13 protein-coding genes and 2 pseudogenes are annotated in these 20,613 nt (G+C 70.3%); 7 read left to right on the forward strand and 8 right to left on the reverse strand.

The genetic code is table 11. The annotated features are described in order from the left end of the window. The 3 genes and pseudogenes from GCN81_RS23860 to GCN81_RS23870 all read right to left on the reverse strand — a co-directional run. A pseudogene (locus GCN81_RS23860) lies at window positions 1-365 on the reverse strand (hypothetical protein); the annotation flags it as partial. Then, window positions 365-868, reverse strand: coding sequence for a hypothetical protein (locus tag GCN81_RS23865; protein ID WP_156726529.1), 504 nt, complete (start codon window positions 866-868; stop codon window positions 365-367). The gene GCN81_RS23865 and the pseudogene GCN81_RS23860, both read right to left, overlap by 1 nt. A 97-nt stretch (window positions 869-965) precedes the next feature. Beyond that, window positions 966-2,252, reverse strand: a complete 1,287-nt coding sequence (locus GCN81_RS23870) for a cation:proton antiporter (RefSeq protein WP_156726530.1) — start codon at window positions 2,250-2,252, stop codon at window positions 966-968. A 53-nt stretch (window positions 2,253-2,305) separates the two neighbouring features. Here GCN81_RS23870 and GCN81_RS23875 point away from each other — a divergent pair, with 53 nt between their 5' ends. The 3 genes from GCN81_RS23875 (at window position 2,306) to GCN81_RS23885 (ending at window position 6,163) form a co-directional block, all read left to right on the forward strand. After that, on the forward strand, window positions 2,306-3,109 hold the full coding sequence (locus tag GCN81_RS23875) for a PrsW family intramembrane metalloprotease (protein WP_156726531.1): 804 nt from the start codon (window positions 2,306-2,308) through the stop codon (window positions 3,107-3,109). Window positions 3,110-3,220: 111 nt separating this feature from the next. Then, the gene (locus GCN81_RS23880; protein WP_156726532.1) at window positions 3,221-3,532 is read left to right on the forward strand and encodes a heavy-metal-associated domain-containing protein; all 312 of its coding nucleotides are present in this window, start codon (window positions 3,221-3,223) and stop codon (window positions 3,530-3,532) included. Window positions 3,533-3,694: 162 nt separating this feature from the next. After that, window positions 3,695-6,163, forward strand: a complete 2,469-nt coding sequence (locus GCN81_RS23885; RefSeq protein ID WP_156726533.1) for a heavy metal translocating P-type ATPase — start codon at window positions 3,695-3,697, stop codon at window positions 6,161-6,163. Window positions 6,164-6,664: 501 nt separating this feature from the next. Here the strand turns inward: GCN81_RS23885 and GCN81_RS23890 are convergent. The 5 genes from GCN81_RS23890 to GCN81_RS23910 form a co-directional block, all read right to left on the reverse strand. Next, window positions 6,665-7,954, reverse strand: coding sequence for a citrate synthase (locus GCN81_RS23890; protein ID WP_156726534.1), 1,290 nt, complete (start codon window positions 7,952-7,954; stop codon window positions 6,665-6,667). 197 nt (window positions 7,955-8,151) lie between these two features. Continuing rightward, complete coding sequence (recD2, locus tag GCN81_RS23895) at window positions 8,152-10,431, reverse strand: SF1B family DNA helicase RecD2 (RefSeq protein ID WP_407698010.1); 2,280 nt, start codon at window positions 10,429-10,431, stop codon at window positions 8,152-8,154. A gap of 231 nt (window positions 10,432-10,662) precedes the next feature. Then, window positions 10,663-11,478: a sugar phosphate isomerase/epimerase family protein gene (locus GCN81_RS23900; RefSeq protein WP_407698016.1), complete on the reverse strand. Its 816-nt coding sequence runs from the start codon at window positions 11,476-11,478 to the stop codon at window positions 10,663-10,665. Window positions 11,479-11,534: 56 nt separating this feature from the next. Beyond that, the gene (locus GCN81_RS23905) at window positions 11,535-12,722 is read right to left on the reverse strand and encodes a dihydrodipicolinate synthase family protein (protein WP_156726535.1); all 1,188 of its coding nucleotides are present in this window, start codon (window positions 12,720-12,722) and stop codon (window positions 11,535-11,537) included. Further along, window positions 12,719-13,882, reverse strand: coding sequence for a Gfo/Idh/MocA family protein (locus tag GCN81_RS23910; protein WP_197287755.1), 1,164 nt, complete (start codon window positions 13,880-13,882; stop codon window positions 12,719-12,721). Before GCN81_RS23910 ends, GCN81_RS23905 begins: the two co-directional genes overlap by 4 nt. Window positions 13,883-14,077: 195 nt before the next feature. Here GCN81_RS23910 and GCN81_RS23915 point away from each other — a divergent pair, with 195 nt between their 5' ends. The 4 genes and pseudogenes from GCN81_RS23915 (at window position 14,078) to GCN81_RS23930 (ending at window position 20,532) form a co-directional block, all read left to right on the forward strand. Beyond that, complete coding sequence (locus GCN81_RS23915) at window positions 14,078-15,124, forward strand: LacI family DNA-binding transcriptional regulator (RefSeq protein ID WP_156726536.1); 1,047 nt, start codon at window positions 14,078-14,080, stop codon at window positions 15,122-15,124. 116 nt (window positions 15,125-15,240) lie between these two features. After that, window positions 15,241-15,726: pseudogene (locus GCN81_RS23920) on the forward strand (GNAT family N-acetyltransferase); the annotation flags it as partial. A 130-nt stretch (window positions 15,727-15,856) separates the two neighbouring features. Then, window positions 15,857-16,660 carry a sugar phosphate isomerase/epimerase family protein gene (locus GCN81_RS23925; protein WP_156726537.1) on the forward strand — a complete coding sequence of 268 codons (804 nt, stop codon included), beginning with the start codon at window positions 15,857-15,859 and terminating at the stop codon, window positions 16,658-16,660. A 149-nt stretch (window positions 16,661-16,809) separates the two neighbouring features. After that, on the forward strand, window positions 16,810-20,532 hold the full coding sequence (locus tag GCN81_RS23930) for an ABC transporter ATP-binding protein (RefSeq protein WP_231626923.1): 3,723 nt from the start codon (window positions 16,810-16,812) through the stop codon (window positions 20,530-20,532). Window positions 20,533-20,613 lie beyond the last annotated feature (81 nt).

The raw sequence follows: 20,613 nt of genomic DNA on the forward strand, positions 1-20,613 counted from the left end.
GCCTCCTCCAGCCACTGCGCCGCGACCCGGCTGTAATCGCCAAGCCGCAGCGTCGCGTTCGCGGACTGGTTGCCCCACTCGCGGAACGTGTCGCCGCCGTCACCCTGCCAACGCAGGCCACCCACATGCGTCTTCAGGTCGTCGCCGATCTTCGAGATCGTCTTCGCCGCCGAGGACAGCTTCCGCGCCAGCTCCGCCGGACCCGACGCGTTCGCCGACGCCAGCAACGCCACCAACTGCGCATGCGACATCGACTCGAAGTCCGTGGACTGCAACCCCGGCCACGCGGGCCGACCGCCCCCGCCCTGGCCGCCCCTGCTGCCCTCGCCGCCCCCGTTTCCGTTGCCGCCTCGTTCTGCTGCCATCAGAAGCCCGTCTCCTTACTGACATCCTTATTGCCCGCGTCAGCAGGCTGCGCGGCGGGCAGTTCGGCGTAGGGGTCGCGGCCGGGGTCGTAGTACTTCTCGACCTCCGCGTTGATCGCCTTCATGCGGTCGCGGGTCGCCTGGTCGATACCGTCGTAGCCCTTCTGTGAGGCGTGGACCGCCAGGCCCATGCCCTCGATCTGGGCGCCGAGTGCCTTCGACAGCTTTTCCAGTTCCGTGTGGACGACGTTGAACGTCTCGTAGAGGAACTGGGCTTCCCGGAAGTCCGGTGATCCCAGGTGGCTGCGCGTCATACGTTCGCCGGACATCTTGCCGGGGGCCGCGTCGGAGCCGGTCAACTCCTTGAGGAGGTCGTCGACTCTCTTCTTGAAGCCCGCCATGGCCTTGGCCTCGACCTTCAAGGCCTGTTGCGGGTTGACCCCGTAAAAGGTGTCGAACGACTGCCCCGTGTCCGGCACGGCGGACTTATCCTCGCCTGCCACTTCTTCCCTCCCCGTAAAGCCTGAGCTTCGGAGAGTAACTCTAACTACCGGGTGTGACAGTTGTCCGCGAGGGTCGAGGTGAGGGGGGTCACCCGGGTCACCACGACTCTCGCTCCGTCGTCGGACCCCGCGACCCCAGCGGCCTTCTCCCGGCTCCGGTTCCGGCTCCGGCCCCGGCTCCGCCCGCCGCCCTCAACTTCAGCGCCAGAAGCGGGAAGAGCAGTACGGACACCATCCCCGCCCCCACCAACGCCGCCGCCTCCCCCGACTCCAGGGCCCCGTCATCCAGGCCGAGTGTGGTGATCGCCACGACGAGAGGGAGCGCCGTGGACGCGTACAGGGTGAGCGCGCGGCGGTCGCGTGGGGCCAGGTCGCGTGGGGCGAGGAACCAGACCGGGAGGCCGCGTACGACCAGGAAGAGGAGGAGGAAGGCGGGCAGGAGGAGCAGGGCGCGGCCGCCTTCCAGCAGGGCCTTGAGGTCGAACTCGATGCCGGTGGTGACGAAGAAGAGCGGTACGAGGAAGCCGAAGCCCATGCCTTCGATCTTTCCCAGGACCACGTCCGCGCTTTCCGGGGCGGCCCCGTGCAGCACCAGCCGTACGATCATCCCCGCCGCGAAGGCGCCCAGGAGTACGTCGAGGCCGAGGAGTTGCGACGCGCCGAGCATCAGCGCGAGCAGCAGCACGACCAGCCGTACGGCGAACTGGCCGCTGGTGTGCAGGGTCTTGGCGATGACGCGTGAGAACCACGGCGGTCTGGGGCGCATCGCCCAGTACACAGCGGCGACGGTCAGCAGCGCGAAAGCGGCGAGTACGACGGTGGACTGGCCCGGCGAACGTCCCCCGAGCAACAGTGCCATGGCGATGATCGGCCCGAACTCCCCCACCGCGCCGAACGCCATCATCACCGTGCCGAACCGGGTACGCAGATCCCCGGCGTCCCGCAGGACGGGGAGCACCGTTCCCAGGGCGGTGCTGGTGAGCGCCACGCCGATGTACACGCTCTTGGAGAAGCCCGAGGAGTCCGAGGAACCCGAGGAGTTCGAGGAGCCCGACCAGACCGCCAGCAGGAGAGCGAGTCCCAGCCCCAGGGCGAGGGAGATCAGCCAGGCCCCTACCGAGCGCCGCAGGGTGCCACCGCGCACCTTGTCGAACTGGATCTCGTATCCGGCGAGGAAAATCAGCATGGCCAGGCCGAGTTCGGAGAGCGCGTCGATGACCTCGCCCTGCCCGGCCCAGCCCAGGACGTCGGGGCCGATGGCGATGCCAAGCAGGATTTCGAAGATGACCAGCGGGACGGGTAGCCAGCGGCTGACTCCGTGCGCGAGAAGCGGCGCGAGCACCGCGATGGACATGATCAGAATCAGCGTCCCCGACTGCGCCATAGCGGATTTTTACCATAGAATTCGGGCGAATTGGACGAAGAGCTGACGGAGTGATGCGTTGTGGACCTGCCTCCACGCCAACCGCCCCCGACATCCGGACCGGCCTCTGGAAGCACTGCCTCTGGGGCGGCATCGCCCTCTGGCTGCTGACCGCGATCGTCACGTACGCCACCAAGAACACCACCCTGCTGCCGACCCTGATCCTGCTCGGCAGCTTCCTGATCCCTGCCGTGTTCGTCCTGTGGGCGTACGAGCGCCACGGCAGCGGCCTCGGCGTGGGTCTGATCGAGGAGGCGGTGAAGCTCCTCGCGCTGATGTACGTACTGCGCCGCCAGCCGGGCATTCACGGGCTACGGGCGGGCATCGTGCTCGGCGCCAGTGTCGGCTTCGGCTTCGCGGCGTTCGAGAGTGCGGGGTACGCCTTCAATGCCGCCGTCACCATGGAGGGCATCGACCTGCGCGCGCTGCTCGAGACCGAGATCCTGCGCGGCGCGCTCGCGCCGTTCGGGCATGGCCTGTGGACGGCGATCGCGGGTGCCGTACTGCTGGCGTACCGACGCCCGGACGGCCGGTTCCGCTTCGCCGGGCCCGTCGTCGCCACCTATCTGGGCGTCGCGCTGCTGCACGCACTGTGGGACTCGATGCACGGGATCGCACTCTGGCTGGTCGCCATGCTGACCACCAGCGATCTTCAGCGGTCGCTCTTCGCGCAGGGCTACATTCCCGAGCCGACCTCCGCACAGCAGCACCTGTTCACGTTGTTCTCGGTGGGAGGGCTGGTCGTCATCTCGCTCATGGCCATCACCTGGGCGCGCTCACTCGCACACCGCGACCCCTCTTGGAAACGTACCCCCTAGGGGTATACAGTGGTGAGCGTCGGAGGACCTGGAATCATGGATTCCGGCCATCTCGACGCGTTGACGCTATGCCGCCACGCCCGCCCCCACCCTTTGGACGAGGAGAACGACATGACCGCCCAGACCGAGACCCCGAAGGCCGAGACCGGCTCCTGCTGCGCCACCGACGGCTCCTGCCACGACACCCCGGAGGCCGCCGCGCAGCAGGGCACCGTGACCGCCGTCTACCAAGTCAGCGGGATGACCTGCGGTCACTGCGAGGGCGCCGTCGCCAGCGAGATCTCCGAGATCGCCGGTGTCAGCTCCGTTAAGGCCGTCGCCGCCACGGGTGAGGTCACCGTGATCTCCGACGCTCCGCTCGACGAGGCCGCCGTACGCGCCGCCGTGGACGAAGCGGGCTACGAGCTCACCGGCAAGGCCTGACGCGAGAAGGCCTGCCGCGGCAGGGGCCTGACGCGACAAGGCCTGGCACACACGAGTCGTACGTTGGGGGGTGTGCGGGTGCGACGTCCGCGCACCCCCAAGACCGGCAGAGCGCCCAGCGGCGCACCCAGAGCACCAGCTAGAGCACCAGGACGTACCGCCATGACCCGCACGGCGACGAACGGCACGCGAGCCGTGGGAAGCTCCGAGACCGAGCTCTCCATCGGCGGGATGACCTGCGCTTCCTGCTCCGCCCGCATCGAGAAGAAGCTGAACCGCATGCCGGGCGTGACCGCCACGGTCAACTTCGCCACCGAGAAGGCGACGATCTCGTACGTGAATGGGGGCGGGGGTGGCGACGCGGGCGGGGACGGCGACGGGAGCGCGGGCGGCGACGGGAGCGGGGTCGAGAGCGGGCGCGGGGTCGATGTCGCCGACCTGATCGCCGAGGTGGAGAAGCTGGGCTACTCCGCCCGGGAACTGCGCCCGCCCGCGGCAGCTCCCGCAGCCGAACCGGCACCCGGGTCCGGGGCCGAGTCGGAGGTCAAGTCCGAGCCCGCTGCCGATGCCGATGCCGATGCCGATGCCGAAAGCAACGCCGAGGGCTACGCCGAATCCGCCCTCGCCTCCCTGCGTCAGCGCTTCCTCGTCTCCGCCGCGCTCGCCCTGCCCGTGATCCTGATGGCGATGGTCCCCGCCCTGCAGTTCGACAACTGGCAGTGGCTCTCCCTCACCCTCGCCGCCCCCGTCGTCGTCTGGGCAGGCCTGCCCTTCCACCGGGCCGCCTGGGCGAACGCCCGGCACGCCGCCGCCACCATGGACACCCTGGTCTCGGTCGGCACACTGGCCGCGTTCGGGTGGTCGCTGTGGGCGCTGTTCCTCGGGGACGCCGGGATGCCCGGGATGCGGCACGGCTTCGACCTGGTGATCACCCGCACCGACAGCGCGAGCGCCCTCTACCTGGAGGTCGCCGCGGGCGTCACGACCTTCATCCTGCTCGGCCGCTACCTGGAGGCGCGGTCCAAGCGGAAGGCGGGCGCCGCCCTACGGGCGCTGCTCGAACTCGGCGCCAAGGACGTATCGGTTCTGCGCGACGACGGTACGGAGGTGCGTGTTCCGGTTGAGCGGCTGGCCGTCGGCGATCGCTTCGCCGTACGACCGGGCGAGAAGATCGCGACGGACGGCACCGTCGTCGAGGGTGCCTCAGCGGTGGATGCCTCGATGCTGACCGGCGAGTCCGTACCGGTCGATGTGACCGTCGGCGACTCGGTGGCCGGTGGCTGTGTGAACGCCTCGGGCCGACTGGTCGTCCAGGCGACCCGGGTCGGCTCGGACACCCAGCTCGCCCGGATGGCGAAGCTGGTCGAGAACGCACAGGCCGGGAAGGCCGCCGTACAGCGCCTCGCGGACCGTATCTCCGCCGTCTTCGTCCCCGTCGTCCTGCTGATCGCCGCCGGGACGCTGGGCGGCTGGCTCGCCGTCACCGGCGACGCCAGCGCCGCCTTCACCGCCGCCGTCGCGGTACTGATCATCGCCTGCCCCTGCGCGCTCGGGCTGGCCACGCCGACCGCCCTCATGGTCGGCACCGGACGCGGCGCCCAGCTCGGCATCCTGATCAGGGGGCCTGAGGTACTGGAGTCCACCCGCCGCGTCGACACCGTCGTCCTGGACAAGACCGGGACGGTGACCAGCGGACAGATGCGCCTGCACGAGGTGTACGTCGCCGACAGCTCAGACGCGTCAGACCGCTCAAACGACACCGACAGCACCGACAGCACCGACGAGCGGACGCTGCTACGGCTGGCGGGCGCCCTGGAGCACGCGTCCGAGCACCCCATCGCCCAGGCCATCGCGGACGGCGCCACCACGCGCGTCGGCACGCTGCCCCCAGCCACGTCCTTCGAGAACGTCGCGGGGCTCGGCGTACGCGGCACAGTAGACGGGCACGCCGTCCTCGTCGGCCGGGAGCGGCTGCTCGCGGAAGCCGGGATCACGCTCCCGGACGGGCTCGCCGACGCCAAGGCGGCAGCCGAGCGTCAGGGGCGTACGGCCGTGGCCGTGGCTTGGGACAGGGCGGCGCGGGGCGTGCTCACGGTCGCCGACGCGGTCAAGGAGACCAGCGCCGACGCGGTCGCCCAGCTGCGCGCGCTCGGCCTGCGGCCCGTCCTGCTGACCGGGGACAACCAAGCGGTCGCCGACGCGGTGGCCGCCGAGGTCGGCATCGACGAGGTGTACGCCGAGGTGCTGCCCCAGGACAAGGTGGCGGTCGTCGAGCGGCTGCGCCGGGAGGGGCGCGTCGTGGCCATGGTCGGCGACGGCGTCAACGACGCGGCGGCGCTGGCCACCGCCGATCTGGGCCTGGCCATGGGGACGGGCACAGACGCGGCGATCGAGGCCGGTGACCTCACGCTCGTACGCGGCGATCTGCGGGTGGCGGCGGACGCGATCCGGCTCTCCCGGAGGACGCTGGCCACGATCAAGGGCAACCTCTTCTGGGCCTTCGGGTACAACGTGGCCGCGCTGCCGCTCGCCGCCGCGGGGCTGCTCAATCCGATGATCGCGGGTGCGGCGATGGCCTTCTCGTCGGTCTTCGTAGTGACCAACAGTCTGCGCCTCAGGTCCTTCACATAGTCGACACAGGCCACACAACACCCTTACGCTCGGAACCGGATTGGCATATCAGGCCTCTTGCGCATGTACAGGACATATGCAGGAGACGTAGATCACAGTGATTCCCGGGTAACCATTGGCGGGGTTCGTGGGTCTAACTAGGCGATGGCTGGGTTGTCTTGGGGGGCAGCTCCGTCGTCGGGGGACGTCTTGGGGGACGTCCCGGGGATGTTGTTGGCCGGGACACGTACACCGGGGAGCTTGAGCGGCCCACCCGTAGGTACGCGTCCCGGCAGACCGCGCCCACCCGGACACCCGGTCGAATCCCGTGGGGGGAATTCGCGCCGGGGAAAGGGAAGCGCCCCGCTAGTCGGCCCGTGGGGGGTCCGACTGCGGGGCGCTTTCCGACTTCTGAGGTCCGAGCCTTCTGAGGTCCGAGACTTTTCTGAGGCCTCAGACTTCCGAGGCCTCAGACCTCTCAGGCCTGAGAGGCTGTGCGGTCCGTGCTGGCTGAGGGAGGCCTCAGCGGGCCTCGACCGGGACGAAGTCCCGCTCGACGTGGCCGGTGTAGATCTGGCGCGGGCGGCCGATGCGGGAACCCGGCTCCTTGATCATCTCGTGCCACTGGGCGATCCAGCCGGGCAGTCGGCCGAGCGCGAAGAGCACCGTGAACATCTCGGACGGGAAGCCCATCGCGCGGTAGATCAGGCCGGTGTAGAAGTCGACGTTCGGGTAGAGCTTGCGCTCGACGAAGTAGTCGTCGGACAGCGCGTGCTCCTCCAGCTTGAGCGCGATGTCCAGCAGTTCGTCGGACTTGCCGAGGGACGACAGGACATCGTGCGCCGCGGCCTTGATGATCTTCGCGCGCGGGTCGAAGTTCTTGTACACCCGGTGGCCGAAGCCCATCAGGCGGACGCCGTCTTCCTTGTCCTTCACCTTGCGGATGAAGGTGTCCACGTCGTTGCCCGAGTCCCGGATGCCCTCGAGCATCTCCAGGACGGACTGGTTGGCGCCACCGTGCAGAGGGCCCCACAGCGCGGAGATACCGGCGGAGATCGAGGCGAACATGTTCGCCTGCGAAGAGCCGACCAGGCGGACCGTGGAGGTCGAGCAGTTCTGCTCGTGGTCCGCGTGCAGGATCAGCAGCTTGTCGAGCGCGGAGACGACGACCGGGTCAAGGTCGTAGTCGGCGGCGGGCACCGAGAACGTCATCCGCAGGAAGTTCTCGACGTAGCCGAGGTTGTTGCTCGGGTAGACGACCGGGTGGCCGACCGACTTCTTGTACGCGTAGGCGGCGATCGTCGGCAGCTTGGCCAGCAGCCGGATCGTCGACAGGTGGCGCTGGTTCTCGTCGAACGGGTTGTGGCTGTCCTGGTAGAACGTGGACAGCGCGCTGACCACCGACGACAGCATGGCCATCGGGTGCGCGTCGCGCGGGAAGCCGTCGTAGAACCGCTTGACGTCCTCGTGCAGCAGCGTGTGCTGGGTGATCTCGTTACGGAAGGTCGAGAGCTCGTCGACGGTCGGCAGCTCACCGTTGATGAGCAGGTACGCCACCTCGACGAAGGTGGAGCGCTCGGCCAGCTGCTCGATCGGGTAGCCGCGGTACCGGAGGATGCCCTCTTCGCCATCCAGATAGGTGATGGCGGATTTATAGGCGGCGGTGTTGCCGTATCCGCTGTCCAGGGTCACCAGACCGGTCTGGGCTCGGAGCTTCCCGATGTCGAAGCCCTTGTCGCCGACGGTGCTGTCGATCACCGGGTAGGTGTACTCGCCATCGCCGTACCGCAGTACTACAGAGTTGTCGCTCACGTCATCCCTCACCGACGTTGTGCCTCTTCTTCGAGGTGCCCTGACTGTCTCTACCATCCCCCATTTGGCCCTGGAGAGTGCACTCGGGGTCGACCAATGGGCCTATTGACGGCACTCAGTGCCGTCAGCCTGCTCATCCTGCCCCCTCCGCCCAGGTTCTGGAACCCCTCCGTGACACACACCACCGAAATGATCGATCACCTGGGTGACGGGGCGCCACCCGGGGGTCCGCTAGCGACAGCGGTGCCGCCGACGGGGGCGCCGCGCAGCCGATGCGCGAGGGCCGTACAGCGCCTGCCCGCTGAGACCGTGCGTACTGCCTGGCCAAGGGCCTTGCGGGAGCCGACCAGGACGACCAGCTTCTTGGCTCGGGTGACGGCGGTATAGAGCAGGTTCCGCTGCAGCATCATCCAGGCGCTGGTGGTGACCGGGATCACCACGGCGGGGTACTCGCTGCCCTGGGAGCGGTGGATCGTCACCGCGTAGGCGTGCGCCAGTTCGTCGAGTTCATCGAAGTCGTACGGCACCTCCTCGTCCTCGTCGGTCAGGACGGTGAGCCGCTGATCGTCGACGTTGAGGGAGGTGACGACGCCGACCGTGCCGTTGAAGACGCCGCTGGTGCCCTTCTCGTAGTTGTTACGGATCTGGGTGACCTTGTCGCCGACGCGGAAGACGCGGCCGCCGAACCGCTTCTCCGGCAGGTCGGGCCTGGCGGGGGTGATCGCCTGCTGGAGCAGGCCGTTCAGCGTTCCCGCTCCGGCCGGGCCGCGGTGCATGGGGGCCAGCACCTGGACGTCGCGCCGCGGGTCGAGCCCGAACTTGGCGGGAATGCGCCGGGCCGCGACATCGACGGCCAGCTTCCCGGCGTCCTCGGTCTCGTCTTCGACAAAGAGGAAGAAGTCACTCATCCCCTGCGTGACGGGCGGCACCCCGGAGTTGATGCGGTGGGCGTTGGTCACCACGCCGGACTGCTGGGCCTGGCGGAAGATCCTGGTCAGCCGGACGGCGGGGACCGGGCCGCCCTCGCTGAGAAGGTCCCGCAGCACCTCCCCCGCGCCGACGCTCGGCAGCTGGTCGACGTCACCCACCAGGAGGAGGTGGGCACCGGGTGCCACCGCCTTCACCAGCTTGTTGGCGAGCAGCAGATCGAGCATCGACGCCTCGTCGACCACCACCAGATCGGCGTCCAGCGGCCGGTCCCGGTCGTACGCCGCGTCACCGCCGGGCTTCAGTTCAAGGAGGCGGTGCACGGTGGAGGCCTCGGCTCCGGTGAGCTCGGCGAGTCGTTTGGCGGCCCGCCCGGTGGGGGCCGCGAGGACCACCTTGGCCTTCTTGGCGCGGGCCAGCTCGACGATGGAGCGGACTGTGAAGGACTTGCCGCAGCCGGGGCCGCCGGTGAGTACGGCGACCTTCTGGGTGAGGGCCAGCTTGACCGCCTGCTCCTGCTCGGGGGCGAGTTCGGCGCCGGTGCGGTCGGCGAGCCAGGCCAGTGCCTTGTCCCAGGGCACGTCGCCGAAGGCGGGCATCCGGTCGTCGTCGCTGCGCAGCAGCCGTAGCAGCTGCGCGGCGAGTGACAGCTCGGCCCGGTAGAAGGGCACCAGATAGACGGCGGTGACCGGCTCCCCGCCTTCGGGGCCCGGCACGCGCTCCCGTACGACCCCCTCCTCGTCGGCCGCGAGTTCGGCGAGGCAATCGATGACGAGGCCGGTGTCGACCTGGAGGAGCTTGACCGCGTCCGTGATGAGCTGTTCCTCGGGCAGGAAGCAGTGCCCCTGGTCGGACGACTGCGACAGGGCGTGCTGGAGCCCGGCTTTGACCCGCTCCGGGCTGTCGTGCGGGATGCCGACGGCCTGGGCGATGCGGTCGGCGGTGAGGAAGCCGATGCCCCAGACGTCCGCGGCGAGGCGGTAGGGCTGGTTCTTGACTATGGAGATCGAGGCGTCGCCGTACTTCTTGTAGATCCGCACCGCGATGGACGTGGAGACGTCGACGCCCTGGAGGAAGACCATCACCTCCTTGATGGCCTTCTGTTCCTCCCAGGCGGCGGCGATCATCTTCGTGCGCTTCGGGCCGAGTCCGGGGACTTCGATGAGCCGCTTCGGTTCGGATTCGATGATGTCGAGGGTGTCCACCCCGAAGTGGGTGGTGATGCGGTCGGCCATCACCGGCCCGATGCCTTTGATCAGGCCTGAGCCGAGATAGCGGCGGATGCCCTGGACGGTGGCGGGCAGCACCGTCGTGTAGTTCTCCACCGTGAACTGCTTGCCGTACTGCGGGTGCGAGGCCCAGCGGCCCTCCATCCGCAGCGACTCCCCGACCTGGGCGCCCAGCAGCGAGCCGACGACCGTGAGCAGGTCGCCCGCACCGCGGCCGGTGTCGACCCGGGCGACCGTGTAGCCGTTCTCGTCGTTGGCATACGTGATCCGCTCCAGGACTCCCTCGAGCACGGCCAGCTGGGGCACCGTCTGGTTGGACATGACTCGACGCTACCGCCGGGGTACGACAGCGCGGGGAGCCTGTGGATAACTTGGGCCCGCTCGAGCCCACGAAACTACGAGGGGGCCCGGCCCTTCGGCCGAACCCCCTCGGGACCCCTCCCCTTGTTACCCCCCAGCCAAGGCCTCCCGATCCCCCCGGATCCCCCTCCAGAAGCCCTGATGCCATGTACGACCCACGTCACCCAGAAAGGGTTGTACGACTTCACGCAGTTATTTTTCTGGTGGTGGTTTTCCGGCGTGCTCGAGGAAGCACGCCACCGTCTCGGCGAGGACCTCGCGCCCGTCCCGCGCCCAGAGGGCGTCGTTGAAGAGCTCCACCTCGATCGGGCCCGTGTACCCGGCCGCCTCCACCTGACGGCGCCATTCGCGCAGGTCGATGACCCCGTCGCCGAGCTGCCCGCGTCCGGTGAGTACGCCTGCGGGGAGCGGCGTGACCCAGTCGGCCAGCTGGAAGGAGTGCAGCCGGTGCCCTTCGCCCGCCCGGACGAGCTGAGCGGGCGCCAGGTCGTCCCACCAGAGGTGGTACGTGTCCACGCAGACGCCCACCTGGTCGGCGGGGAAGCGTTCCGCCAGGTCGAGTGCCTGGCCGAGCGTGGAGACCACGCAGCGGTCGGCGGCGTACATCGGGTGGAGCGGTTCGATGGCCAGGCGTACGCCCCGGTCCGCCGCGTACGGGGCCAGGTCGGCGAGGGCTTCGGCGATGCGCTCCCGGGCTCCGTACAGGTCGCGGCTGCCGGGTGGCAGGCCGCCGGAGACGAGGACCAGGGTGTCGGTGCCGAGCGTCGCGGCCTCGTCGATCGCCGCCCTGTTGTCGTCGATGGCCCCTACGCGCGCGTGGGAGTCGGTCGCGGTGAGGAAGCCGCCGCGGCAGAGCGTGGTGACGGTCAGCCCGGCGTCCCGTACCAGGCGGGCCGCCTTGTCGAGCCCGTACGACTGGACCGGCTCGCGCCACAGGCCGACGCCGGGGATGCCCGACCGCACGCAGGCGTCGACGAGTTCGGGCAGGGCGAGCTGCTTGACCGTCATCTGGTTGATGCTGAAGCGGGTCAGGTCCGTTCGGGCCAGGTCCGTTCGGCCCCCGTTCACTGGTCGACTCCGTACACGTCGAGCAGCGCCTTGATCCGGCGTTCGGCCAGCGCCGGGTCGGGGAACAGGCCGAGTCCGTCGGCCAGTTCGTAGGCGCGGGCCAGATGGGGCAGGGAGCGCGCGGACTGCAGGCCGCCGACCATGGAGAAGTGCCGCTGGTGGCCCGCCAGCCAGGCCAGCAGGACCACGCCCGTCTTGTAGAAGCGGGTGGGCGGCGCGAAGAGGTGACGGGAGAGTTCCACCGTCGGGTCGAGGAGCTCCCGGAAGCGCGCGCTGTCGCCGGTGTCCAGGGTGCGTACGGCCTGCGCGGCGAGCGGGCCGAGTGGGTTGAAGATCCCTAGCAGGGCGTGGCTGAAGCCGTGCTCGTCGCCTTCGATCAGCTGGGGGTAGTGGAAGTCGTCTCCCGTGTAGCAGCGCACGCCTTTGGGGAGGCGGCGGCGCAGGGCGACCTCGCGCCCGGCGTCCAGGAGGGAGACCTTGATGCCGTCGACCTTGTCCGGGTGCGCGGCGATGACCTCCAGGAAGGTCTCGGTCGCGATGTCCAGGTCGGATGACCCCCAGTACCCCTTGAGCGCCGGGTCGAACATCGGGCCGAGCCAGTGCAGGATGACCGGCTCCGTGGCCTGGCGCAGCAGGTGACCGTACACCTGGAGGTAGTCCTCGGGGCCTATGGCGGTGGCCGCGAGGGCCCGGGAGGCCATCAGGATGGCCTGGGCGCCCGCGTCCTCGACGATGGCGAGCTGGGCCTCGTAGGCGGCGCGTACGTCGCTGAGGGAGCCCGCCGTGAGCTGGTCGGTGCCGACACCGCAGGCGATCTTTCCGCCGACGGTCGCGGCCTCGGCGGCGGAGCGCTTGATGAGTTCCGCGGCGACCGGCCAGTCCAGGCCCATGCCCCGCTGGGCGGTGTCCATCGCCTCGGCGACGCCGAGCCCGTGCGACCACAGGTGGCGGCGGAAGGCGAGGGTGGCGTCCCAGTCGACGGCGGCCGGGGCGTCCAGCGAGGTGTCGGCGTACGGGTCGGCGACGACGTGTGCGGCGGAGAAGACCGTACGGGAGGTGAGCGGGGCGTCTTCGGTGACGGCGAGCGGCTCGGTGCGAGGCTCGGTGCGGGGCTCGGTGCGGGGCTCGGTGCGGGGCTCGTAGGCGTACGTACCGCCACCCGCGCGTGGCAGCAGGACGGTCACAGCGTCAGCTCCGGAACGTCGAGGCGGCGGCCCTCGGCCGAGGACCTCAGGCCCAGTTCGGCGAGTTGTACGCCGCGCGCGCCCGCGAGGAGGTCCCAGCGGTACGGCGCGTCGGCGTAGACGTGCCGCAGGAACAACTCCCACTGGGCCTTGAAGCCGTTGCCGAACCCGTCGGCGCCGTCCTGGTTGTCGGGTACTTCCTGCCACTGGTCGCGGAAGGACTCGGTCACCGGCAGGTCGGGGTTCCAGACCGGCTTGGGGGTGGTGGCGCGGTGCTGGACGCGGCAGTCGCGCAGTCCGGCGACGGCCGAGCCCTCGGTGCCGTCGACCTGGAACTCGACCAGCTCGTCGCGGTTGACCCGCACCGCCCAGGAGGAGTTGAACTGCGCGACCACACCGCCGTCCAGCTCGAAGATGCCGTACGCGGCGTCGTCCGCGGTCGCGTCGTACGGCTTGCCCCGCTCGTCCCAGCGCTGCGGTATGTGGGTGGCGGTGAGCGCCTGGACGGTACGGACCTGGCCGAACAGCTCGTGGAGCACGTACTCCCAGTGCGGGAACATGTCGACCACGATGCCGCCGCCGTCCTGGGCGCGGTAGTTCCAGCTGGGGCGCTGGGCCTCCTGCCAGTCGCCCTCGAAGACCCAGTAGCCGAACTCGCCGCGTACGGACAGAATCCGGCCGAAGAAGCCGCCGTCGATCAGCCGCTTCAGCTTGAGCAGGCCGGGCAGGAACAGCTTGTCCTGGACGACACCGTGTTTGACGCCCGCCGCGTTCGCGAGACGCGCCAGCTCCAGCGCGCCGTCCAGGCCGGTGGCGGTCGGCTTCTCGGTGTAGAGGTGCTTGCCCGCGGCGATCGCCTGGCGCAGCGCCTCCTCGCGGGCCGATGTGACCTGGGCGTCGAAGTAGATGTCGACCGAGTCGTCGGCGAGGACCGTGTCCAGGTCGGTGGACCAGTGCTCCAGGTCATGGCGCTCGGCGAGCGCCCGTAGCGCGTGCTCGCGGCGGCCTACGAGGACGGGCTCGGGCCACAGCGTGGTGCCGTCGCCGAGGTCGAGGCCGCCTTGCTCGCGCAGCGCGAGGATCGAGCGGACCAGGTGTTGGCGGTAGCCCATCCGCCCCGTCACGCCGTTCATGGCGATGCGCACCGTCTTGCGTGTCACGAATGTCCCTCTCGGCTGTACGCGGCAGCGCCTGCCCCGAGCTCGATGCCTGCCCCGAGCTGGATAGCAAGCGCTTTCTATCGTGAGAAAAGCTAGCCTGCCTCCCATGGCCCGGACAAGACGTCGTGGCGCATTGGGCGAAGTGGGCGAAGTGGGCGAAGTGGGCGAAGTGAGCGAGCGGCTGTGGAGGCCAAGATGACCGTGACCCTGGCTGATGTGGCCGCGCGTGCGCGGGTCTCCGCCGCGACCGTCTCGCGCGTACTGAACGGCAACTACCCCGTCGCCGAGGCCACCCGCGAGCGGGTGTTGAGCGCGGTCGCCGAACTGGACTACGTGCTCAACGGGCCCGCCAGCTCGCTCGCCGCCGCCACATCCGATCTGGTCGGCATCCTCGTCAACGACATCGCGGACCCGTTCTTCGGGATCATGGCCAGCGCGGTCCAGTCGGAGATCAGCGGTCCCGGCGGCCGGGCGGGCGGCGAGCGCCTCGCGGTGGTGTGCAACACCGGCGGCTCGCCCGAGCGCGAACTGACGTACCTCACGCTCCTCCAGCGCCAGCGCGCCGCCGCGGTCGTCATCACCGGTGGCGCCATCGAGGACGCCGAGCACGCCGCGGCGCTCGGCGCCAAGCTGCGACGGCTGACCGACGCCGGGACCCGGGTCGTGCTGTGCGGGCGGCCGCCCGCGCCCGACACCGGGGCCGCAGCGCTCGCCTTCGACAACCGTGGCGGCGGCCGGGCCCTCACCGACCATCTGCTCGCCCTGGGCCACCGGCGCATCGGCTACATCGCGGGCCCGCATGAGCGCACGACCACCCGCCACCGCCTGGAGGGCCACCACGAGGCCCTGTCCGCGGCGGGCCTCCCCGCGCGCCCCGAGCTCACCGTGCACGGCGCCTACGACCGGGCCTCCGGCTTCCAGGCGATCGGCGAACTGCTGCGCCGGGACCCGGACCTGACGGCGATCGTGGCCGCCAACGACACCGTGGCACTGGGTGCCTGCGCGGCGCTGCGCGAGCGGGGGCTGCGGATACCGGACGACGTGTCGGTGGCGGGCTTCGACGACCTCCCGTTCAGCGTCGACGCCACCCCCGCGCTCACCACCGTACGGCTGCCGCTGCACGACGCCGGGGCGCGCGCCGGGCGGATCGCGGCGGGCCGTGAGCCGGAGCCGCCGGGTGGTGTGGCGGTGGTGAGCGGGGAGCTGACGGTACGGGACTCGACGGCGCCGCCACGCGGCTGACGGGCTAGGCGACAGGGCGGCGAGCGGCGGGCAGCACCCGCCACTATGTTGGCGGCACGCTCCCGGGCACCAGCTGATACGGAGGACTCCGCATGACCCCTGAAGCGGCGGCCCACGTACGCCTGCGTGACCCCCTGCCGGGCGACCTCGGCTGGATGGTGCACCGCAACGCGGTCCTGTACGCCGCCGAGTTCGGCTGGAACACCGACTACGAGGGCCTCGTCGCCCGCATCGTGGCCGATTTCGCCGAGGACCACGACCCGTACCTGGAGCGGGTGTGGATCGCCGAACTGGACGGCCGTCCCGTCGGCTCCGTGATGTGCGTACGCGACGCGGCGCCCGGCACGGCGCGGCTGCGCCTGCTGCTGGTCGAGCCGGAGGCACGCGGGCACGGCATCGGCGACCTGCTGGTGAGCGCCTGCGTCGACTTCGCCCGCGAGCAGGGCTACCGCGAGCTGGTCCTGTGGACAAACGACGTCCTGCGAGCCGCCCGCGGCATCTACCAGCGCCACGGCTTCGTCCTGACCTCGGAGCGGCCGCACCGCTCTTTCGGGGTGGACCTGGTGGGCCAGGACTGGCGCCTGCGACTCGACGAGCCCTAGGCCGTGTCCGCAAAGTCCCGCCTGCCCGGCGACGACGGGACTTTGCGGACACGACCTAGGCGCACATCGCCTTGACCTGGCGTGCGCCGCTGCTAGGGTCCGGATTCCCCGGACGGACCCTGGAGCCCGCATGAAGTTGGCCTTCTCCACCCTCGGCATGCCCGGACTGCCCATCCCGGACGTGGTCCGGCTCGCCGCGTCCCACGGCTACCACGGCGTGGAACTGCGCGCGCACCCCGAAGAGCCGGTACACCCCGGCATCGGCCCCGACGCACGCGCCGACACCGCCGCCGAGTTCAAGGCGAGCGGCGTCGAGATCCTCGGTGTCGGCGGCTACGCGCGCGTGGCGGCGCCCGGCGAGGACGCCCCCGTACTGGCGGAGATCCGGTCCCTGGCGGAACTGGCCCACGACCTCGGCGCCCCGAACGTCCGGGTCTTCCCCGGCGCCACCGACACCCAGAGCACCACCGACGCAGACTCGACCGCCGTGCGCCGCCTGAACGCGGTAGCCGAGTACGCCAGCGGGCTAGGCGTCCGCATCCTCCTCGAAACCCACGACTCCCACCGCACGGGAGCCGCGACGGCCCGCGTCCTGGACCAGGTCGGCCGCCCCGGCGTCGTCGGCGCGCTCTGGGACGTCATGCACACCTGGCTAGGCGGCGAACAGCCCTCCGCGTCCCACGCCGCCCTGGCTCCCCACCTCGGCTACGTCCAGGTCAAGGACATCGCCTCCCCCGACGACACCACCCCGCTCCCCCTCGGCACCGGCGTCCTGCCCCTCACCGAATGCGTCGAACTCCTCAGCCGCGCGGGCTGGGACGGCTGGCTCTGCTGGGAATACGAGAAGCGCTGGTACGAGGCGGCCGCTCCCCTCGAGGGCCTCCTCGAGCAGGGCCACGACCACCTGTCCCGCCTCCTGAACGAAGCCGCCTGACGGAGCCACCTGAACGAAGCCGCCTGACGAAGCCGCCTGACGAACTCGCCTGAGCAGGCCCCCTGAGCGGCGCCCACCGCACCCCAGGGATGAAATCCGCCCCTCCCCGCGTTGGTGCTTCCGGCAGATCCGTACGACGGGAGGCATCGGTGGCACCGGTGGTGGAGCAGGGGTGGGCGCGGCGGCTGGCCGGGTACGCGTGGCGGTACCCGAAGGACGTGGTGCTCGCGCTGGGGGCCTCGCTCGGCGGTATGGCCGTGATGGCGCTCGTACCGCTGATCACCAAGGTGATCATTGATGACGTGATCGACACCCGGACGCGGTCGCTGGCCGTCTGGACCGGGCTGCTGATCGGCGCCGCGGTTGTCGTGTACGTGCTGACGTACATTCGGCGGTATTACGGTGGACGGCTCGCCCTCGACGTACAGCACGATCTGCGTACGGACATGTACGGGACCATCACCAAGCTGGACGGGCGGCGGCAGGACGAGCTGTCCACCGGGCAGGTGGTCGGGCGCGCGACCAGTGATCTGCAGCTGATCCAGGGGCTGCTGTTTATGTTGCCGATGACTATCGGTAACTTTCTGCTTTTCTTTATCTCGCTGGCGATCATGGCCTGGCTTTCGCTGCCGCTGACCCTGGTCGCGCTCGCCGTGGCGCCCGCCGTCTGGTTTATCGCCAAGCGCAGCAAGACCCGGCTGCACCCCGCCACCTGGTACGCGCAGGCCCAGGCGGCCGCCGTCGCGGGGGTCGTCGACGGGGCCGTGACCGGGGTGCGGGTGGTCAAGGGATTCGGGCAGGAGGAGCAGGAGGGCGACAAGCTCAAGGGGGTGGGCCGCAAGCTGTTCGCGGGGCGGATGCGGACCATTCGGTTCAATTCCCGGTACACCCCGGCGTTGCAGTCCGTTCCGGCGCTCGGGCAGGTCGCGATGCTGGCGCTGGGTGGCTGGCTGGCGGTCCGTGGGGAGATCACGCTCGGTACGTTCGTCGCCTTCTCGACGTATCTGGCGCAGTTGGTCGGGCCGGTGCGGATGCTGGCCATGGTGCTCACCGTGGGGCAGCAGGCGCGCGCCGGTGCGGAGCGGGTGCTCGATCTGATCGATACCGAGCCGGAGATCGAGGACGGGGGGCGGGAGCTTCCCGCCGATGCTCCCGCCACCGTCGCGTTCGACGGGGTCGGGTTCGCCTACGTGGACGGGCGGCCCGTACTCGAGGACTTCTCGCTGACGATCCGGCCCGGTGAGACCGTCGCCGTGGTCGGCTCGTCCGGCAGCGGCAAGTCGACCGTCTCGATGCTGCTGCCCCGCTACTACGACGTCACCCAGGGTGCCGTGCTGGTCGGCGGGCACGATGTGCGGGAGTTGACCCTCGATTCCCTGCGGGCCGCCATCGGGCTCGTACCCGAGGACAGCTTCCTGTTCTCGGACACGGTGCGGGCGAACATCGCCTACGGGGTGCCGGACGCCACTCAGGAGCAGATCGAGACCGCCGCGCGCGCCGCCCAGGCGGACCGATTCATCGACGAGCTGCCGGATGGCTACGACACGACCGTCGGCGAGCAGGGGCTGACCCTGTCCGGCGGTCAGCGGCAGCGGATCGCGCTGGCGCGGGCGATCCTCACCGACCCCCGGCTGCTGCTGCTCGACGACGCCACCTCCGCCGTCGACGCGCGCGTGGAGCACGAAATCCACGAGGCGCTGCGCGGAGTGATGGCCGGGCGTACGACGCTGCTCATCGCCCACCGCCGGTCCACCCTGAACCTGGCCGACCGGATCGCCGTACTCGACGGCGGGCGGCTCGCCGACATCGGCACCCACGCGGAGCTGGAGCGCCGCTCGCCCCTGTACCGGCGGCTGCTGACCGACCCGGAGGGCCTGGGCGGCGTATCGCCGGGGCACACGCCCCCCACGTCCACCGCCGACACCGGCCTGGACGACACCTCCGTACGGGCGGAACTGGACGCGGAGTTCGACGCCGAGCGGGGCATCACGCCGACCCTGTGGGCGGGCGACCGCGAGCCCAGGGACGCCGCGCTGTCCGGCTCTCCGGCCAGCCCCGAGCTGCTCGCGCGGGTCGACGCGCTGCCCCCGGCCAACGACACTCCGGACGTCGACGAGGCGCGGGCGGTCGAACCGGAGGAGTCGTACGGGCTGCGCAGGCTGCTCCGCGGCTTCGGGCTGCCGCTGCTCGTCGCCCTCAGCCTGGTCGCCGTCGACGCGGGCATGGGCCTGCTGCTGCCGGTACTGATCCGGCACGGCATCGACGAGGGCGTGCAGCAGGCGGCGCTCGGCGCGGTGTGGGTGGCGGCGGTGCTCGGCCTGGTGGTCGTGCTGGTGCAGTGGGCGGCGCAGATCGGTGAGATCCGGATGACGGGCCGTACCGGCGAGCGCGTCCTGTACTCGCTCCGGCTGAAGATCTTCGCGCAGTTGCAGCGGCTCGGACTCGACTACTACGAGCGCGAGCTGACCGGCCGGATCATGACGCGGATGACCACGGATGTGGACGCGCTGTCCACCTTCCTGCAGACCGGTCTGGTCACCGCCTTCGTGTCCGTCGTGACCTTCTTCGGCATCATGGTCGCGCTGCTCGTGATCGACGTGGGTCTGGCGCTGGTCGTCTTCGCGACCCTCCCCGTCCTGATCGTCGGCACGTACTTCTTCCGCAAGTCGAGCGTGAAGGCGTACGAACTCGCCCGCGAGCGGGTGTCGCTGGTCAACGCCGACCTCCAGGAGTCGGTCGCCGGGCTGCGGATCATGCAGGCCTTCCAGCGCGAGCGCGGCAGCTACGCGCGGTTCACCGAGAACAGTGACAGCTACCGCCGGGCCCGTATCCGCGGCCAGTGGCTGATCTCGGTCTACTTCCCGTTCGTGCAGTTGCTGTCGTCGGTGGCGGCGGCCGCGGTGCTGATGGTGGGCGCGGGCCGGGTCGAGGCGGGGACTCTGACGACCGGTGCGCTGGTCGCGTACCTCCTCTACATCGAGCTGTTCTTCGCGCCCGTACAGCAGTTGTCGCAGGTCTTCGACGGGTACCAGCAGGCGTCCGTCTCGCTCGGCCGCATTCAGGAGCTGCTGCGGGAGCCGACCTCGACGGCGGCGGCCGACAAGCCGCGGCCCGTTGAGTCGCTGCGGGGCGAAGTCGCCTTCGAGGACGTGCGTTTCGCGTACAACGGCGAGGAGGAGGCGCTCAGCGAGGTGGACTTGCGCATTCCGGCGGGTCAGACCGTCGCCTTCGTCGGCGAGACCGGCGCGGGCAAGTCGACGCTGGTCAAGCTGGTCGCCCGGTTCTACGACCCCACCAGCGGCCGGGTCACGGTCGATGGCACGGACCTGCGCGCGCTGGACCTGACGGCGTACCGCCACCGGCTCGGTGTGGTCCCCCAGGAGGCGTACCTCTTCTCGGGTACGGTGCGCGACGCGATCGCGTACGGCCGCCCGGAGGCGACGGACGCGCAGGTGGAGGCGGCGGCCCGGGCGGTCGGCGCGCACGACATGATCGCCACCCTGGACGGCGGTTACCTGCACGAGGTCAGCGAGCGCGGCCGCAACCTCTCGGCGGGGCAGCGCCAGCTGATCGCCCTGGCCCGCGCCGAGTTGGTCGACCCCGACATCCTGCTCCTTGACGAGGCCACGGCCGCGCTCGACCTGGCCACTGAGGCGCAGGTCAACCAGGCGACGGACCGGATCGCGGGCCGTCGTACGACGCTGGTCGTCGCGCACCGGCTGACGACGGCGGCGCGGGCGGACCGGGTGGTGGTGATGGACCACGGCCGGGTCGCCGAGGACGGCACGCACGAGGAGCTGTTGGCGCTGGACGGGCGGTACGCGGAGCTGTGGCGGACGTTCGTGGGAGAGCCGGAGTCTGCGGCGGCGTAGGCGTACGCGCGCGTAGCGCCCCACAGAACACGTTCGAGTTACGTGCAACCGTTCGCCCGCCCCGCCGCGTCCGTACCTCTG

Source organism: Streptomyces apocyni (assembly GCF_009739465.1).
Classification (GTDB): Bacteria; Actinomycetota; Actinomycetes; order Streptomycetales; family Streptomycetaceae; genus Streptomyces; species Streptomyces apocyni.

Bases quoted from the DNA above. Each gene is read 5' to 3' on its own strand.
- recD2 (WP_407698010.1), bottom strand. From the start codon at position 10,431: ATGTCCAACCAGACGGTGCCCCAGCTGGCCGTGCTCGAGGGAGTCCTG.
- GCN81_RS23880 (WP_156726532.1), top strand. From the start codon at position 3,221: ATGACCGCCCAGACCGAGACCCCGAAGGCCGAGACCGGCTCCTGCTGC.
- GCN81_RS23925 (WP_156726537.1), top strand. From the start codon at position 15,857: ATGAAGTTGGCCTTCTCCACCCTCGGCATGCCCGGACTGCCCATCCCG.
- GCN81_RS23915 (WP_156726536.1), top strand. From the start codon at position 14,078: ATGACCGTGACCCTGGCTGATGTGGCCGCGCGTGCGCGGGTCTCCGCC.
- GCN81_RS23875 (WP_156726531.1), top strand. From the start codon at position 2,306: ATGCGTTGTGGACCTGCCTCCACGCCAACCGCCCCCGACATCCGGACC.
- GCN81_RS23870 (WP_156726530.1), bottom strand. From the start codon at position 2,252: ATGGCGCAGTCGGGGACGCTGATTCTGATCATGTCCATCGCGGTGCTC.
- GCN81_RS23900 (WP_407698016.1), bottom strand. From the start codon at position 11,478: ATGACGGTCAAGCAGCTCGCCCTGCCCGAACTCGTCGACGCCTGCGTG.
- GCN81_RS23885 (WP_156726533.1), top strand. From the start codon at position 3,695: ATGACCCGCACGGCGACGAACGGCACGCGAGCCGTGGGAAGCTCCGAG.